Source organism: Antarctobacter sp. (assembly GCF_048262615.1).
GTDB lineage: Bacteria > Pseudomonadota > Alphaproteobacteria > Rhodobacterales > Rhodobacteraceae > Antarctobacter.
In genome coordinates this window covers 16,502-32,686 of sequence record NZ_JBLXFB010000024.1, presented here as the reverse complement: position 1 = coordinate 32,686, position 16,185 = coordinate 16,502, and the positions used below count along the sequence as shown (strand labels likewise).

The 16,185-nt window shown below is 62.5% G+C and carries 16 protein-coding genes; 6 read left to right on the top strand and 10 right to left on the bottom strand.

Going from position 1 to position 16,185, the window contains the following annotated elements; all coding sequences use genetic code 11:
* Window positions 1-10: 10 nt before the first annotated feature.
* The 5 genes from ACN0S5_RS19645 (at window position 11) to ACN0S5_RS19625 (ending at window position 4,220) form a co-directional block, all read left to right on the top strand.
* Window positions 11-868 (top strand): FAD binding domain-containing protein, encoded by an 858-nt coding sequence (locus ACN0S5_RS19645; RefSeq protein ID WP_417210535.1) that lies wholly within the window; start codon window positions 11-13, stop codon window positions 866-868.
* A 13-nt stretch (window positions 869-881) separates the two neighbouring features.
* Complete coding sequence (locus ACN0S5_RS19640) at window positions 882-1,379, top strand: (2Fe-2S)-binding protein (RefSeq protein ID WP_417210533.1); 498 nt, start codon at window positions 882-884, stop codon at window positions 1,377-1,379.
* Window positions 1,380-1,464: 85 nt separating this feature from the next.
* Window positions 1,465-2,442: a LysR family transcriptional regulator gene (locus tag ACN0S5_RS19635; RefSeq protein WP_417210532.1), complete on the top strand. Its 978-nt coding sequence runs from the start codon at window positions 1,465-1,467 to the stop codon at window positions 2,440-2,442.
* 153 nt (window positions 2,443-2,595) lie between these two features.
* Window positions 2,596-3,861, top strand: coding sequence for a cytochrome P450 (locus ACN0S5_RS19630; protein ID WP_417210531.1), 1,266 nt, complete (start codon window positions 2,596-2,598; stop codon window positions 3,859-3,861).
* Window positions 3,862-3,896: 35 nt separating this feature from the next.
* Window positions 3,897-4,220 (top strand): 2Fe-2S iron-sulfur cluster-binding protein, encoded by a 324-nt coding sequence (locus ACN0S5_RS19625; RefSeq protein ID WP_417210530.1) that lies wholly within the window; start codon window positions 3,897-3,899, stop codon window positions 4,218-4,220.
* Between the two features lie 90 nt (window positions 4,221-4,310).
* Here the strand turns inward: ACN0S5_RS19625 and ACN0S5_RS19620 are convergent, their stop codons facing one another.
* The 3 genes from ACN0S5_RS19620 to ACN0S5_RS19610 all read right to left on the bottom strand — a co-directional run bounded on the left by ACN0S5_RS19620 (window position 4,311) and on the right by ACN0S5_RS19610 (window position 7,700).
* On the bottom strand, window positions 4,311-5,447 hold the full coding sequence (locus ACN0S5_RS19620) for a C4-dicarboxylate TRAP transporter substrate-binding protein (RefSeq protein WP_417210529.1): 1,137 nt from the start codon (window positions 5,445-5,447) through the stop codon (window positions 4,311-4,313).
* A 271-nt stretch (window positions 5,448-5,718) separates the two neighbouring features.
* Entirely contained in the window at window positions 5,719-6,507 is a 789-nt protein-coding gene (locus ACN0S5_RS19615) for an SDR family oxidoreductase (RefSeq protein ID WP_417210528.1), read from the bottom strand.
* A complete protein-coding gene (locus ACN0S5_RS19610) occupies window positions 6,504-7,700 on the bottom strand; it encodes a CaiB/BaiF CoA transferase family protein (RefSeq protein ID WP_417210526.1) in 1,197 nt (398 codons plus the stop codon). Before ACN0S5_RS19610 ends, ACN0S5_RS19615 begins: the two co-directional genes overlap by 4 nt.
* A 424-nt stretch (window positions 7,701-8,124) precedes the next feature.
* On the opposite strand from ACN0S5_RS19610, the gene ACN0S5_RS19605 reads away from it, so the two are divergent.
* Entirely contained in the window at window positions 8,125-9,303 is a 1,179-nt protein-coding gene (locus ACN0S5_RS19605) for a CaiB/BaiF CoA transferase family protein (protein WP_417210524.1), read from the top strand.
* A gap of 173 nt (window positions 9,304-9,476) precedes the next feature.
* Here the strand turns inward: ACN0S5_RS19605 and ACN0S5_RS19600 are convergent, their stop codons facing one another.
* From ACN0S5_RS19600 to ACN0S5_RS19570, 7 genes are all read right to left on the bottom strand, one after another.
* The gene (locus ACN0S5_RS19600; protein WP_417210523.1) at window positions 9,477-10,637 is read right to left on the bottom strand and encodes an acyl-CoA dehydrogenase family protein; all 1,161 of its coding nucleotides are present in this window, start codon (window positions 10,635-10,637) and stop codon (window positions 9,477-9,479) included.
* A 240-nt stretch (window positions 10,638-10,877) separates the two neighbouring features.
* Window positions 10,878-11,063 carry a hypothetical protein gene (locus ACN0S5_RS19595; protein WP_417210521.1) on the bottom strand — a complete coding sequence of 62 codons (186 nt, stop codon included), beginning with the start codon at window positions 11,061-11,063 and terminating at the stop codon, window positions 10,878-10,880.
* 240 nt (window positions 11,064-11,303) lie between these two features.
* The gene (locus ACN0S5_RS19590) at window positions 11,304-12,587 is read right to left on the bottom strand and encodes a TRAP transporter large permease (protein ID WP_417210520.1); all 1,284 of its coding nucleotides are present in this window, start codon (window positions 12,585-12,587) and stop codon (window positions 11,304-11,306) included.
* Window positions 12,584-13,099: a TRAP transporter small permease gene (locus ACN0S5_RS19585; protein ID WP_417210518.1), complete on the bottom strand. Its 516-nt coding sequence runs from the start codon at window positions 13,097-13,099 to the stop codon at window positions 12,584-12,586. Before ACN0S5_RS19585 ends, ACN0S5_RS19590 begins: the two co-directional genes overlap by 4 nt.
* A 41-nt stretch (window positions 13,100-13,140) precedes the next feature.
* Window positions 13,141-14,160 (bottom strand): TRAP transporter substrate-binding protein DctP, encoded by a 1,020-nt coding sequence (dctP, locus tag ACN0S5_RS19580; RefSeq protein WP_417210517.1) that lies wholly within the window; start codon window positions 14,158-14,160, stop codon window positions 13,141-13,143.
* Between the two features lie 598 nt (window positions 14,161-14,758).
* Window positions 14,759-15,250: a MaoC family dehydratase gene (locus ACN0S5_RS19575; protein WP_417210516.1), complete on the bottom strand. Its 492-nt coding sequence runs from the start codon at window positions 15,248-15,250 to the stop codon at window positions 14,759-14,761.
* A 247-nt stretch (window positions 15,251-15,497) separates the two neighbouring features.
* Complete coding sequence (locus ACN0S5_RS19570) at window positions 15,498-16,142, bottom strand: hypothetical protein (RefSeq protein ID WP_417210514.1); 645 nt, start codon at window positions 16,140-16,142, stop codon at window positions 15,498-15,500.
* Between the last annotated feature and the right edge of the window lie 43 nt (window positions 16,143-16,185).

The following is a 16,185-nucleotide window of genomic DNA, read 5'->3' as shown; positions in this document are numbered from 1 at the left end:
AGAGGACCATATGCAATTCGCCTCCCCCACCACGGTCGATGAGGCCGTGACCCTGCTGTCAGCCGCCGTGGGCACCGCGCATGTACTGGCCGGTGGCACCGATCTGGTTGTGCAGATGACCGCGGGTCTGCGACAGCCGGATCTGGTGGTCGACATAAAGCGGATCGCGGCGCTGAACGACATTGAGTACCGGAACGGCGCGGTGCGCATTGGCGCCGCCGTCTGTGGCGCCCGGCTGAACGAGGACGCCCGGCTGAAGGCGCTGTGGCCCGGTTTTGTCGAGGCCACCGACCTGATCGGCTCCATGCAGATTCAGAGCCGTGCGACGCCGGTCGGCAACCTTTGCAACGCCTCGCCCGCAGGCGACAGCGTGCCCGCCATGGTGGCCGCCGGCGCGACGGTGACCGTGGCCGGACCCGATGGCCTCCGCGAGCTTCCGGTGGAGGCCGTGCCGCTGGGCCCCGGACGCACCGCGCTGGCCAGCGGAGAGTTCATCACCGCGATCAACTTTCCCCGCAAGCCGCCGCGCTCGGGAGAGGCCTACGTGCGCTTCACCCCGCGCAGCGAGATGGACATCGCGGTGGTCGGGGTCGGGGTCAACCTCACACTCGACGACTGCGGCACCTGTTGCGCGGCGCGGGTCGCCGTCGGAGCGGTGGCACCGACGGTGCTGCTGATCGAGGCGGCGGCACAGGCGTTGGTGGGCAACCGGATCGAAGACAAGACGCTCGACACTGCCGCCGAAGCAGTGCGCACCGCCTGCCGCCCGATCGACGACAAACGCGGTTCGGCGGCCTATCGCAAGCGCATCGCCGGAACCATCTTCAAGCGCGCCGTCAAAGTTGCGCTACAACGCGCGCAGGCATAGGGAGAGACCCGCGATGGCCCGAAAAATCCATATTTCGACCACCGTCAACGGCAATGAGGCAGAGTTTCTCGCCCGGCCTGACCAGACGCTGCTGACGGCGCTCCGGGACGAACTTGGGCTGACTGGCACCAAAGAGGGGTGCGGCTCCGGGGATTGCGGCGCCTGTTCGGTAGAGGTCGATGGCCGGGTCGTCTGCTCCTGCACCATGCTTGCGGCCGAGGCCGAGGGGCGGCGGATCACCACCATCGAAGGCCTGGCCAGCGGCGCAACCCTGCACCCGCTGCAAAGACACTTCCTGAAAGAAGCGGCCCTGCAATGCGGCTTTTGCACGCCGGGATTCATCATTGCGGCGGCCAACCTGCTGGAGCGCAAAATCGACCCGACCGAAGCGGAAATACGCTTTTGGCTGGCCGGAAATCTGTGCCGCTGCACCGGCTATGACAAGATCATCCGCGCCGTGCAGGCCGCCGCCGCAGACATGCGCGAGACCGCCGGGCGCACGCCGACCTGACCCCTTGTTGCGGTCGCTCCGCGCGCTTGACATAGCCACAACCTATAGCCAAGCTCTCCCGACCACGGGAGAGGGGACACGCGCGGTGCAAGAATTCAAAAAGGGGACCCTGCGGTTCCGGCAACTGGGCTATTTCCTGACACTGGCCGAATACGGGTCGATTTCGGCGGCGGCGAATGCGCTCAATATGGCGCAGCCCTCGCTTTCGGAAAACATCGCCAAGCTGGAGCGACAACTTGAGGTGCAGCTTGCCATTCGCGGCACCCGCGGCATCCAGTTGACCGAGGCCGGCACCAAACTGGTAGAGCGCGGCACCGAAATCATGAAGGCGGTCGACGACCTTGTGACAGAGCTGCGCGCCCTCAGCGAGGAACCGCGCGGCCCGGTGGCCGTGGGGTTCCCGCCGTCGCTGAGCATCCTGCTCAGCGTGCCGCTGCTGGAAACCATCCACAGCGAGCACAAGGACGTGCGCCTGCATGTCGCCGAGGCGATGTCCGGCGACATTCTGGACTGGCTGGCCAACGACCGCATCGATTTCGGCTGCGTGTATGAAATTTCGGACAGCAGCCCCTATTCCTTTGAGCCTCTCCTGACCGAAGAGCTTTTTCTGGTGACCGCCCCGGACAACTGGGACGATGAATTCGGCCCCGACATGGTTGCCAAGAACCCGATCAAGGCGTCGCAGTTGCAGGAACTGCCGCTGGTGCTGACCAGCCCGACCCACGGCGCGCGGAAACTGCAAGAAAAGTTCGCGCGCGCCGGCGGTTTCAACCTCAACGTTGTCGCGGCCATCGATTCGCTGCCGCATATTGTCGAGATGGTCGGTCGCGCCAGCGCCTACAGCATCCTGTCCCATGGTGCCGTGATCCAGCAGGTCGACAAGGGAAAGATCGGCCTCGTGCGCATCGTCGAACCAACGATCCAGCGCACCGCCTACATGGTGCGAAAGCGGTCGCGGCCGGTGTCGCGGGCCAGCGCCATCGTCGAGGCCACCATCTTTACGATTCTGGGTGAAATGGTCGAACGCTACGGTATCCAAGCCACCCAGCCCGACCGAAAGTAGCCATGGGCCGCTCAAGGGCCTGCCTATGGACACGCACGCTTTCATGACAAGCCTCCCCCCGGCTTGCTAATGTCTCTGCATCCGGCATCTGCGACGCTCCGCGACGCTTGCTCTGTCGGCTTTTCCAGACTGTGCCCCATGGGAGGAGCAAGCATGCAACCCGTTCAGGATCCGGCCGTGCCGGAGTTCGTCACGCGCCTTCAGCGCATTGATACCTATGCCGAGATCGAAGAGATCATGAAGTCGCGTGACTTTGCGATGGCCGGCGCGCCCGAGCGCAGCATTTTTCTCGAAGACACGTTGATCATGACCGAAGGTCAGCGCCACACAGAACTCAAGCAGCTCTTTGCGCCGTTGATGTCACGGCAGTCGCTGGCCTACTACGAGTTGCACCTTGTCGAGCCGGTGATCCGGGACGTGATCGCCGAGATGCAGACCCGGCGCGGCGAGGACGGCCTCATCCGCGCCGATGTGGTGCCTTTGATCCACGCCGCCCTGACCCGCATATCGGCCCGCGTCACCGGCATCGACGGCGTCGACGGCAAGGAGAAGACCGACCGCTTCTGCAATCTTGTCCTCGCGCTGAGCGCCGCCACCACCGCAAGCTATTCCAACGCCGACTCTCCCGAACAGTCCATTCAATCCGGCCGTGACGCGATGGCGATGCTGATCGCCGAGTTCCTGAAGCCCTCACTCGACCGGCGCATCGCCCTTGCCGCCGACCATGCCGCAGGCAAGATCGGCAAGGATGCCCTGCCGCGTGACGTGCTGATGTCCATGTGCCTTGCCGATGACCTGTCGCGCCCCGACGATGCCGGGAAGATTGCCTATATCTGGCGTCACTGCGCCCTGTTCCTGACCGCCTCGATCAAAACCACCAGCCACTCGCTGCCGCATGTCTTCGTCCACATCGACGAGTGGATCAAGGAGCACCCCGAGGATCACGGCAAGAAGACGGATGTGGAGTGGCTGCACCGCGCCTCTGCCGAGGCTTTCCGCTTGCACCAAACCACTCCGGCGCGGTTTCGCGCCGCGGTGCGCGATGTGACGCTGTCAACCGGCCGCCAGATCGCCGCCGGCGAGATGGTCGCCCTGCACGCCCCGGTGGCCAATGTCTCGGAAGAAGTCTTTGGCGACGATGGCCGCTACTTTGATCCGGACCGCGAGACGCCGCAGGGCATGCAGCCCTGGGGTATGACTTTCGGTCTGGGTTCGCACAGTTGCATCGGCCGCAATCTGGTGACCGGGATCATGAACAAGGGCGACGAAAAGCACGGCACCCACGGCACCGCGGTGCGGGTCCTCAAGGCGATGTACGAACTGGGTGCGGAGCTTGATCCCGACAACCCGCCGCAGCGCCCCGAGGGTAGCCTGCACGACACGTGGGACAGCGTCCCGGTGATCTTAAAAAACGCCTGACCGAGGCCCGACAACACTACGAAGGAAAACCCGAAATGCCCCAAATTCACTACATCGACCCGGACGGCGCGCGTCACAGCATCGACGTCAAATCCGGCCACACCGTCATGGAAGGCGCACGGGATGCCGGTGTGCCCGGCATCGTCGCGGAATGCGGCGGCGCCTGCGCCTGTTCGACCTGCCACATCTATGTCGACCCTGACTGGATCTCTGCGGTGCCGGAAATGGAGGATATGGAAGAGGACATGCTGGATTTCGCCCCGGAGGTCGACGCGGCGCTCTCACGGCTGAGTTGTCAGCTAAAGGTGACAGCAGCGATGGATGGCCTGGTGGTGCGCATCCCGGCGGAACAAGCCTGACCATTCGGTCCGCCACTGTCATCGCTGCAAGGCACAAAGGAAAACGGGCGCGAGGTTTCGCGCCCGTTTTCGTTGTCAGTTTCGGCCCGTTCAATCCATGGCAAAGGTGGCGGGGTCGATGTTGTTGTACATGTTGTCGAGGAACAGCTTGGTCAGCGCGTCCTCGTCATTGGGGTTTTCCATGCCTCGTACCAGTGCGCCCCATTTCTCGACGTAGGGCATGAAGCTTGCGAACAGCGCCTCGGGGTCCTGCACCCCGTAGGTGTTGGTCGCGACACCGGCCATGTTGCCGACGCCGGCGTCGATCCAGTCCTGCAATCCCTTCTTGAGGGACTCGCCCGGCTCGACCACCTGATGACCCAGTTCCTGCGCTTCTCTGATCGAGCGTTCGGCGGCCTCGTTGTAATAGATCTGCGCACGTGCGTGGGTGCGCGCCGACAGTTCGAGGATGGTGGCGCGCTGCTCGTCGGTGAGGCCCTGCCAGAAATCCTTGTTCAGGGTCAGCTGCGGCGAGGTATAGGCCGGCGACCACTCGGTCATGGTTGTGAACTTGGAAATCTCGACCAGCTTGTTGTCGATGGTCAGAAAGCTCACCGGCAGCGCGGCACAGTCGAGAGCGCCGGTTTGCAACGCTTGGTACGCCTCGGACGACGGGATGCTGACCGGAACACCACCGAGATCCTGCACCAGCGTGCCAATCTGTCCGTAGGCGCGCACCTTCAGGCCCTTCAACTGGTCGACCTCCGTGATCGGCTCCGAGGTGTTGCAGATCAGCGGATAGGTCGAGGTCGAGAAGCCGCCCAGAGGCACAAGATTCTTGTCGGTCCATTCCTTCAGCGCGGCCGGGTCATTCATCACCCAGTCCGCAAACGCGGCACCGATCGCCGTCGGGTTGGGTTCGATGAAGCCGAAACCGCTCAGCGAATTGGTCAGCGGCACCTCGTTGGGCGTGTAGCCGCTGGTGACCTGCCCGGCATGGGCGACACCATCGGCAACGCCTTGCAAATGCGCCTTCGGCGGCATGATCGACCCGCCGGAGAAAAAGTCGAAGGTGATCTCGCCGTCCGTGGCTTCGGCGAGATCCTCGGCGAACTGGCGGTTGGCAATCACCGTACCCTCGTTGTCGCTCGACCACATCGAAAAGCGATAGGTCTCGGCGGTGGCGCCCGATGCCACCGAAACGGCAAGCGCCGCCATCAGCGGCAACGCTGTCATTGTCTTGAACATGTCGTGTCCTCCCTTAGATCTCTCTAACAACCGCGCCTGCGGATGCAGGACTGATCGGTTCTTTAGACGTCTTGAGATGTCTCGTTCCTCAAGGCCTGTCTCGACAATATCGGCGGGTCCCCGGTCGGTCGCGCCAAACTGCATAGGCGCATGCTGAGCAGGCCAAAGGCTGTTCCGCTTGTTCGATGGTCCGGGCCAAAAAAAACCGGCCGGGGCGTCTTTGGTGGGGAGGATGCACCAAGACGCCCCGACCGGTCCGAACGCCCCCTTGTCAGAGGGTCGTGGCCGTGCCCCCGTCCACCGGCACCACGGCGCCGGTCACGTAGGATGCCGCGCGGGAGGCGAGATAAATCGCGGTCCCTGCCATGTCGTCGGGCCCGGTCAGGCGGCGCAGCGGCACTTTTTCCAGCACTTTCTCTTCTCCGACCTTGTCGAGCGTGCCCTGCATCATCTTCGAGGGGAACATGCCCGGCGCGATCACGTTCACGGTGATGTGCCGCGGAGCCAACTGATCGGCGAGGTGGATCGACAACTGGTGCGAGGCCGCCTTGGAGGACGAATAGGCATAGGTCTCATGCTTGGGAATATGAAAGCCGTCGATGGAGCCGATGTTGATCACCCGCGACGGAGCACCGTGGCTGCCAGCGGCTTCGAGCATCGGCACCAGATCGCGGATCAGGAAGAACAGGCCCTTCACATTCAGGTCGAAAACCTTGTCCCAGCCGCTTTCAGGATAGTCCGCCAGCGGCGCTGCCCAGATCGCCCCGGCGTTGTTGATCAGAATGTCGAGCTTTTCCTCGCGCTCTTTCATTGCGGCAACGATGGCGGCCCGGCCCTCGTCGCTGGCGATGTCGCCCTTGACCGGCAGCGCGATGCAGGTACCGAAGGCCCCCAGCCGCTTTGCCGTCTCCTCGCAGGTCTCGGGCTTGCGTGAGCAGATGTAGACCTTGGCCCCGGCCCTTACAAAACCCTCGGCGATGGATTCACCGATGCCGCGCCCGCCGCCGGTGACCAACACGCATTTTCCGGCGATGCCGAACATTTCGTCAAGGTAACTCATTTCACGCTTTCCAGTTTTTCGTGCTGGACGATCACGCCGTCCGCAATCAGGGTTTTCAGATCTTCGGGCGAACAAAACTCCGCCGCCAGTTCGCGGCTGTGCTGGCCCACTTCCGGCGCATCGAAGGTCCGGTCGGGGCGCTCGCCCTGAAACCGCAGCGGCGGGCGCACCAATTGACACTCGCCGCGCTTGGGTTCCAGCAATTGCAGCCATTCGGTCTGCGGATGTGTGGCCAATTCCTGCATGGTCAGCACCGGCGCAAACGGAACATCCTCGGCGATCAACACCGTTTCCCACTCGGCCCGGCTTTTCTTGAGGAATTCCGCTTCGACAATGGGCCGCAACGCGAAGTAGTTTGTCATGCGCTCATAATAACCGGTGAAGCGCGGATCGTCGGCTAGGTCCGGTCGGCCCATCGCGCGGGTCAGCGACCGCCAGAACTTCTGCGAAGAAGACAGGTGCAGGGTGATGGCATCGCCGGAGGCGGTCATCAGACAAAAGTTTTGCGCCTGTGGATGGCGCGATTGGCGGGTCGGCGTCGCGCCAGTTTCGGTGTACTGGGTCATCGCGTCGATGGTCAGCGCGGACATCGCCTCAAACAACGAGGTCTGGGTCAGGGTGCCCTGCCCCTCCGGGTCAAGGCCGCGCCCCACCAGACCGGCAAGGATACCCATCGTGGCGGTGATCGCGGTGATCAGATCACCCACGCAGGTGCCCGAAAGTTGCGGCATCCCGGCCTCGCTCATCACCGAGTAGAAGCCCCCCATGCTCTGACCGATGGAATCGTAGGCCGCCCGGTCGCGCCATGTTCCGCCGTCGCCGAAGCCGCTGGCCGAGGAATAGATCAGCCGCGGATTGATTTCGAGACAAACCTCCGGACCCAGCCCAAGCTGCGCTGTTTTGCCGGGACGGCTGTTTTCGATGAAGACGTCGAACTGCGGCAGCATCGACTTGATCAGGGCCACGCCACGCGGGTCCTTGAGATTGACCGCGATCGAACGTTTCCCCGCGTTGTACTGGACGAAATAATGGCTTTCGACACCCACGCCACGGCGGAATGCATCGCCGCCCGGCGCCTCGACCTTGACCACATCGGCACCTAGCGAGGCCAGCAAGGCACCCGCGTAGGGTCCGGAAATATAGGCCCCGAGTTCAAGCACCCGGATACCCGTTAGCGGTTTTGACGTCTGCATGTTTCCCCGTCCGTGTCGAAATCCTCTGTGGTGCCATTGTAGATTTCGTTGCCTCCGGGCTCTACGGGCAAACCGGCTGGGCCTGCCTTTACGAGATATCGGAAACGGCTTTGCCCCAAATCAAGCCACTGAATATATTCAGAAATTTCAGGAGCATCATTGCGCCATCGGGAAACAGACCCGCTTGGTGTGAAATTTGGCACCTGACATAGGCAAGCCAAACCAATGCTGAAGGTTGGCATCGGCGGAATGCATGCATCTCGCGGCGGTCCGGCCGGATTGCCGATCACGGCCTGCGCTGGCGCTGGCCCATCAACATTACCGTTGGTCGGCATCGGAAAAACCTTCCTGCGGAAACGTGGAATGGCGGCCGGGCAGCCGCCCTCCTAGTCTTGGGTCCAGACTCTGGCAGGAGGAGCATAACATGACTGGCATTCTGGATGGCGTCCGGGTTCTTGATTTCGGGCGCTGGATCGCCGGCCCGTACAGCGCACATCTGCTGGCGGACCTGGGCGCGGATGTCGTGCGGGTGGAACGCCCAAAGGGCGAAGATGACCGATACCTGATGCCGGTGACGGCGCATGGCGAAGGTGCCCAGTATCTCCAATGTAACGGTGGCAAACGCTGTCTGACGTTGAACATGACCTCTCCGGAGGGACGCGAGGTGATGCGCAACCTGATCGCCAAGGCCGACGTGGTCATTGCCAACTATTCGCCGGGCGGCCTGAAGCATTTCGGACTGGATTACGAGACCCTGAAGGCCATCAAAGAAGACATCATACTTGCCTCCGCCTCTGCCTATGGCAGCGCGGGTCCGATGGCCGAGCGGATCGGCTTTGACGGGGTGGGTCAGGCGGTCAGCGGCGCGATCTACCTGACCGGTGAGCCGGATCGGCCCTATCGTGCCGCCACCGCGCCCATAGATTTCGCGACTTCGTTGTCCCTGACCTACGGCATCCTTGGCGCGATCATCGGCAAGATACGCACCGGTCGGGGCGCCCATGTCCAGGCTTCGCTGGTGGGTACATCGCTGAATCTCACGAACCAGATCCTCATGGAAGAGGCGACCGGTTTCACGCACCGCGAACCAAGCGGAAACCGCAGCCCGATGTCCGGACCCTCGGACCTTTTCCGCGCCCGAGACGGCTGGTTCATCATGCAGGTGATTGGCCAAAAGGTTTTTCGCCGCTGGTGCAAGACCATCGGTCGCGAGGATCTGATCGAGGATCCACGCTTTGCCACCGACCAGCTGCGTGGCGACAACGGTGAAGACCTGAGCGCGATCATGCAGGCGTGGTGTGCCGACAAGACCCGCGATGAGTGTATCGAGGTACTGGGCAAGGCGAGCATCGGATGCGGTCCGGTGCTGTCGCCGAAAGAGGTGGTGGGCGGGTCTTTGGATCTGCGCCAAACCTTCATGAAGAACGTCGATTTCCCGGACTCGCAGCCGGTTCCGATTGTCCCCGCCCCGGCCTCGTTGTCGCATGGCACGGTGCCGTTGTCGCGTCCGCCGCTGCTGGGCGAACATACCGACGCGGTGCTGCGCGACTACGGTTACGACGCGGCCGCAATAGCCGGTCTGCGGGAGAACGGCACCGTCTGACAGGCGCAGTCTGGCGCAGGCCCGTCCTTAGGCGGTCCGTGCCCTTTCGCAGCCCCGCATTGCGACTCGGTTCGCCCGCCGGGCTGATCACACGCAAAGACCGGTGTCCTCTGGCAGAGGGCACCGGCCTTTTCCGGGTTTTCAGGATTGGGGGCCAAGGCCCCCTGCCGGTTTCAATACGACTTTGGCAGCCCCAGCACCTTGTCGGCAATGAAGTTGCAGACCATCTGCTGGCTGATCGGTGCAATCTTCAGGTGGCGGGTTTCCATCCAGAAACGCGAGATGTGGTATTCCTTCGACATCGAATATCCGCCGTGGAACTGCATGCCGAAGTCCGCCGCCATAAAACCTGCGTCCGTGGCGAGAAACTTGGCCGCATTCGCCTCGGGACCACAGGACTTGCCCTCGTCGAACATGCGCGCCGCCTTTTGCGTCATCAGCTCTGCCGCTTCCAGCCGCATCCAGGCCTCGGCAAGGGGATGAGCGACGGCCTGATTCTTGCCGATCGGACGGTCAAAGACGACGCGGTCCTTGGCGTATTGTGTGGTCAGTTCCAGTGCGCCGCGACCAAGGCCGATGGCGGTATAGGCCACCGCGATGCGTTCTGGGTTCAGACCTGCGATCAGACAGCGGAAGCCTTTGCCCTCTTCGCCGACAATCTCGTCCTCGAAGACTTCGAAGTTGTCGAAGACAATCTCGTCGCTGTCCACGGTATTGCGCATGATCTTGTCGATGCGATTGATCTCGACCCCTTTCTTGCCTTTCAAGCGGGTCAGGAACAGGGTCACGCCGTCGAAGGGCCGTTCGGGATCGCGCGGCGCGGTTCGGGTCAGCAGCAGGATTCGGTCGGCGTTCATCGCGTTCGAGATCCAGACCTTGCGCCCGTTCACCAGATACCGCTTGCCGTCTTTCTTGGCAAAGGTCTTGAGCCGTGAGGTGTCGACGCCGTTGTCGGGCTCGGTCACGCCGAAGCACATCATCTCTTCGCCCGTAGCCAGCTTGGGCAGGAACTCTTTTTTCATCTCCTGATGGCCGTGGTGGATCACCGGACCCGGCGGAAAAACGAAATACTGGAACACCGAGTTTCCGTTGAAACCACATTTGCGGCCAAGCTCGTCCAGCACGATTCCGACCTCTTGCAGGCCCAGCCCCATGCCGCCGTATTGTTCTGGCATGAACATGCCCAGCCAACCGCCTTCGGCCAAGGCATTCTTGAAGTCCCACGGATAGTCTTTGTTGGCATCGGCCTTGCGCCAGTAATCGAGGTTGAACTGCTGCGCGATCTTGCTGATCGAGCCGCGGATAAGGTCAAGTTCCGATTGGTCCAAGGGCATGTTGTCTTCTCCGGCTGTTCGGTCGGGCTGATGCCCGGATTCTGATTTTGGCGGGTGGCGTTCCGTCGGGTTAGAGGGTCCGGCCCGGTGGGGACGCGCCATGCTGGGGACGCCCCGGTTTCGTGTATTATGCACAACTTATCATGCCACAGCGGGCGCAGGCAGAGAACGCCCGGTGGCCTCGGAAGAGCGTTGCTCGGGTATAGGCAACCCCTTCACGGTACCGCCCCGCGCACTGCATCAGGTCTTGCCGCCGGAATGACCGCCGTTGCGGGGCAGAACCGTTCCGGTGATGAGGTGCGCACCGTCCGAGACGCGGAAACAGGCCGCGCTTGCGGCCCTGTCCGGCGTGCCCGGACGGCCAAGTGCAGGGGCCTTGCGCAGGTTGGCCATCTTGCGGAAATCGCGCCCGTGGTCTTCGGACATGGGCCGCATGTCCGAAGACCACCCCTGACCGCGCCACGCCAATGGCCAGCGCACAGGCGCAGTAACCAAAAGCACCGGAGACCTGCCGGACCTTGTCGAGATCGGCATCGGCAAGAGCGCCCGCACCTGATCTTGGATCAGCGTTCTGGCAACGGCGGTAAACAGCCCGCTGTCCCGCCCGTGGTGCTGGTCCACTTTCCTGAGAGGCCGCTTGTCGGCCCCCATACTTTTCCGGTGCGTTTACATCTGGTTCGGCAACCAAAGCGTGATGATCGGAAACGCCGCCAGCAGTACGATCAGCACGATATGCGCAAGCACATGCGGCAAGGTTCCAAGGAACACGTCCGCCAGCGAAACATTTGAGTATTTCGACACCACAAAGGCATTCAGCCCCAAAGGTGGCGTGACCATGCCCAACTCGGCGGTGACAATCATGATCACGCCGAACCAGATAAGGTCGAAGCCCATGGTCTCTACCAGCGGCACAACAACAGGCACGGTAAGAACCATGATCGCCATCTGGTCGAGGAAACAACCGAGGATGATGTAGATCAGCACCAGAACCGCGATAAACACCCAAGGGGCAAGGTCCAGCGCAGTCACCCATTGCACCATGGCATTGGTGGTCTGGGTCAGCGCAAAAAAGGTCGAGAAAATGTGCGCGCCCAGCAGGATCATGGCGATCATGCAGGAGGAACGGACCGCCCGTGCGATCAGGTCGTAGGTCTCGCCGAGACTGCGGCGCGCGCGCAGAAAGTAGATCACAGCCGAGCATAGCGCGCCCATGGCCGATGCCTCTGTCGGGGTCGCCAGACCGGTGTAGATAACGCCGGTCACCGCAAACAGCAGCACCAGCATCGGCCCGACGTTTTTCAGCAGGGCGACTTTCTCGCTCAGGCTGTGTTTGTCCGCCAACGGAGCACGCTGCGGGTCTTGCCACGCCAGAAGGTAAATGGTCAGCGCGATGGTCAACGTCACCATCAGGCCGGGAATGACTCCGGCAATCAGCAGCTTGGCGACGCCCACATCGGCCAGCAGGCCGTAGACAACCATGGCGATGCTTGGCGGGATCAACATCGAAAGGGTGCCGGATATGGCCACCGCGCCAGCCGCCATACGCGGCTCATAGCCGTAGGTCAGCATGGCCTTCAGCGACGTTGAGGACAGCGTCGCGGCTGAAGCGGTCGAAGAACCGCAGATCGCCCCGAAACCGGCACCGGCCACCGCCGTGGCGATGCCAAGACCGCCGCGCAGACGCCCGAACCAGGCCGACGCGGCGCGGAACAGGTCGTCGGCCACACCCGAGCGCAGCACAAATTCCGCCATCAGCAGGAACATCGGGATGGTGAGAAACTCATAAACCGCCGCCGAGTCCCGTGGCATTGTTGAAAGGATGCCCATGACAACTCTCTCACCACCGAACCAGTAAAGCCCGACGACCCCGGAAATGCCCATGGCGAACCCGACCGGCGTGCGGATTGCCAGCAAGAGGACCAACAAAAGGACAACAGTCGCGGCCATCATGACCCGTCTCCTTCGTGAATGCCGACATTGGGATCTTCGCCGTGACGGAGCAGCGCCACCATGTGCGTCAACAGCCGCACGACCAACAGTGCCGAGCCCAAGACGACCGGGAAATACGACAGCCACGCCGGATAGGCGAAGTAGCCAAGATAGACCGCGCCGCGATCGAAGGACTTCATCATCGCCGCGAAGGTGGCATAACCGATCCAGGCAAAGAACATCGCGCTGAGCACTGCGGTGACAAGGTCGCAGGCGGCCCGCGCGCGCGGGCCCATCAGATTGTAGAACAGATCGACTCCGATGTGATCGCCGCGCTGAAAGGTCGGCGACACGGCGAAATAGGCCAGGGCCACGAGAACGTAGTAGTTGAGTACCTCGAAGGCCCACGGAAGTGGGGCATTCAGCGCGTACCGCGCGATGGCGTCATAGGCGACGACAAACATCACGGTGATCATGCAGAACACGGCTGCGACCATGCAGGCCTGCTCCAGTCGGAAAACGATCCGTTCCATGGGCCTCCTTCCCGGCGTTGGATATTATTGGATGGTGCGGATCAGGTTCCGCCAGCGGCGTCAAAGGCCGCGATCACGGCGGCCCCGTCAAGGCCGAGGGTGCCCATGCGCGCCACCCAGTTGTCCGCGACGCCGGCAACCTTTTCGTACCATGCCGCCGCATCTTCGGGGGACAGGTCGATCAGCTCGATACCGAAGTCGCCCGTCATCTTGGCGCGCGTGGCCGCCACGTTGTCGTCAAGCCAAGTACACAGGTTCTCCTGCGCCACCTCCGAAGCCTTGAGCATGGCGGTCTGGATCTCGGGCGACAGGCCCTGCCAGCTTTCCTCGCTGATCGAGACCAGCGAGGCGGCCCCGCCGAGGGACACACCCTGAGTGATGTACCTGATCTCTTCTTCCAGCGAATACGGCGTGATCGCCGCCCAAGGGAAGAAGGCGCCGTCGATGGTGCCACGGCTGATCGACTCGAATATCTCAGCCGAGGAGATCGGCAGCGGCACCGCCTCAAGGCCGCGCATCGTCTCGCCGATGGCCACCCCGTTGGCCCGCAGCTTCAGGCCCACCATGTCCTCAGGGCTGCGCACCGGGTTCGCCTTGGTCATGATGACATAGGGCGGCAGCATGTTGGTGTAGAGCAGACGGACACCTAGCGGCGCCAGTTCCTGCCGGTCCAGTTCGCCGCCGGGACGGGCAATGGCGTTGAAACGATCGGCACCGGCGCAGGCACTTTGGATGTAGCCGGGCAGTTCCAGAACCGACGAAAGCGGCATCTTGTCCACTTCCTGCGAGGGCACCAGAAACGAGATGTCGGCCAGCCCGGTTTCCAGCAACGAGACCTGGGCCTTGCCCAACTGCCCGGCGGGGAAATACTCGAAGGCCACGGCCCCATCGGTGCGACGCATGACGTCTTCGGCCCAGATCTTTATGCCGTGCTCGGACAGGTAGTGGTTGTCGGCGTAGGGATGGGCGATCCGAAGCGTCACCTCCTGAGCCTGGGCAAACGACGCCGTCGTCAGGAACGCGGCCATGGCCGCCGCGATGCGTTTGGAGATGGTAGTCATGAAGTTCCTCCTCCTTATGGCCTGAACGACCGCCTGACTGCGACGCTCAAGGGAATGTCCTCCGACCCGGCGTATGGCCCGGCACCCGCATCCTTGGTTCCAACATCCCCAGTGTCAATGTTTTATATATTATGCATAATCTGGCATCGCGGCTGACCAGTTCATCCCTGACAGGCCGCCTTCTATCGGGCCGACTGTTGAACGGGCGTCAGATTGTTATTTATTTCAACTTGTTATCTCATCCGTAGCGCGACACACTGGACGCGCTGCTGGCCTCCTCCACGCCATCGGCCCAGCCAATGCCCTTATAGAAGGGACCTTACCCCCCGGTCCTCCCGCGCCAGCCTTGGAACACAAATCACCCGTCCCATCGCTCCGCCGAACGGCGGAATGGATGGGCAGAGCCGGAGCGTCAGGTGGCGGGTTGAAGTGCCTTGCCGTCCGAATAGACGCGCCGAAGGTGAGGCACGGCCGCTGCGATGGCAAGGCCGGAGCGGGGTCGGAATGACGCGGGATCGCCCCCGGTCAGGGGTCAGGCCCCCGCGCGCTGAAAACGGCAGCAGGGGCACCGACAGTACCGCTATTCGCGGCTGCGATGTTACCCGACCGTTTCGAGGGAGGATTTCTTGATCATCATTGATGTCCGGCGAAAGATCACCACCAGCTCGTCGCGCTGGTTGTAGCCGCGGGTCTCGAATTCGACCAGACCGACATTCTGGCGTGACTTCGACTCGCGTTTGGACATGACTTCGCTTTCGACATAAAGGGTGTCACCTGCAAAGACCGGGTTCGGGAACTTGACCTGATCGTAGCCCATGTTGGCGACGGTGGTGCCAAGGGTCAGATCGATGACCTGCACGCTGGCGGCCAGCGAAAGCGTGAAGTTGGAATTCATCAGACGTTGCCCGAACATCTGGTCCTTGGAATATTCCGCATCCAGATGCAGCCATGCCATGTTGTGGGTCAGCGACGAGAACAGGGTGTTGTCCATTTCGGTGACGGTGCGGGTGATCGAGGCCTTGTAGATCGCGCCGACTTCCAGTTCCTCGTAATACTTGCCGCTCACGCGCTCCTGGTAGTTTGCAGGCATGTCAGTCTCCTTGGTTGATGCTCCGGCCCCGCCGGCGGTGATCATGTGACGGCGATTTTCCACCATCGACGACGGCTTGGACAGCCAGTCGCGCGGGGCCATCGGGACAGGCAAAGGGGGGGATCAGGTTTCCCTTGACCCGAGCGCCGACCAATGAGCCGCCCGGTCCCCTCGGCTGGGGGTTGCCCGAAAGGTCTGTGACACTGATACGCTGGGTGTCTCGCACCGTTCAGCAGCGCGCGCCGCGCTACGACACCGCGTCCGGCGGTCCGTCCGCAAAGGCCAGTTGGTCGCGCGGTATCGTCACGATGCGACGTGTCTTCAGGTCCACCACCACCAAAACATGCTCCACACGGGCGATCCTGACGGATCCGGAATAGATGTCGTGGCACAGCACAAGGCTCTTGCGGGCAAGGCCGGTGACCTTTGTATCGGCCCAAAGAAAGTCACCGGGGCAGCAGCAGGTATTGAGCGAATAGCATTTTTCGACCGACATGCGGTTCAGCCCGGTGCGTGCAGTGAAGGCCGGCGTGAAGCCGACAGAGTTCAGGTATTGGCTGGATACCACCGCCACCAACCGCAGGATGCTTTCGTCAAGGAACCGCCGGTCATGATCAAAGTCAGACAGCCCGGCAACGCCGAGGGGCACCTGAAAGTCCGCCGGCGTGACGGTCTGTGCAAGGTCCGTCTGCCGCAGGCTCAGCCCACGGGGGCGGGCCGGGCCGGCAAGATCGGCGGCGATGACCGGCAGGCGACCGGGCGGAACGCTGCACAGATCAAGGGCCGTCGCGGACAGCCTGCCGTCGCTGCACATCCAGTGCACAAGACTTCCGGCAAAAGGTCCGTCCCCCAACAGCGCCGAGCGGACTTCGACCGGGTCTCCATCGCGCAATTCGCGGTGGTAACGGATGTGACGCGTTCGCGTGTTGTCGGCC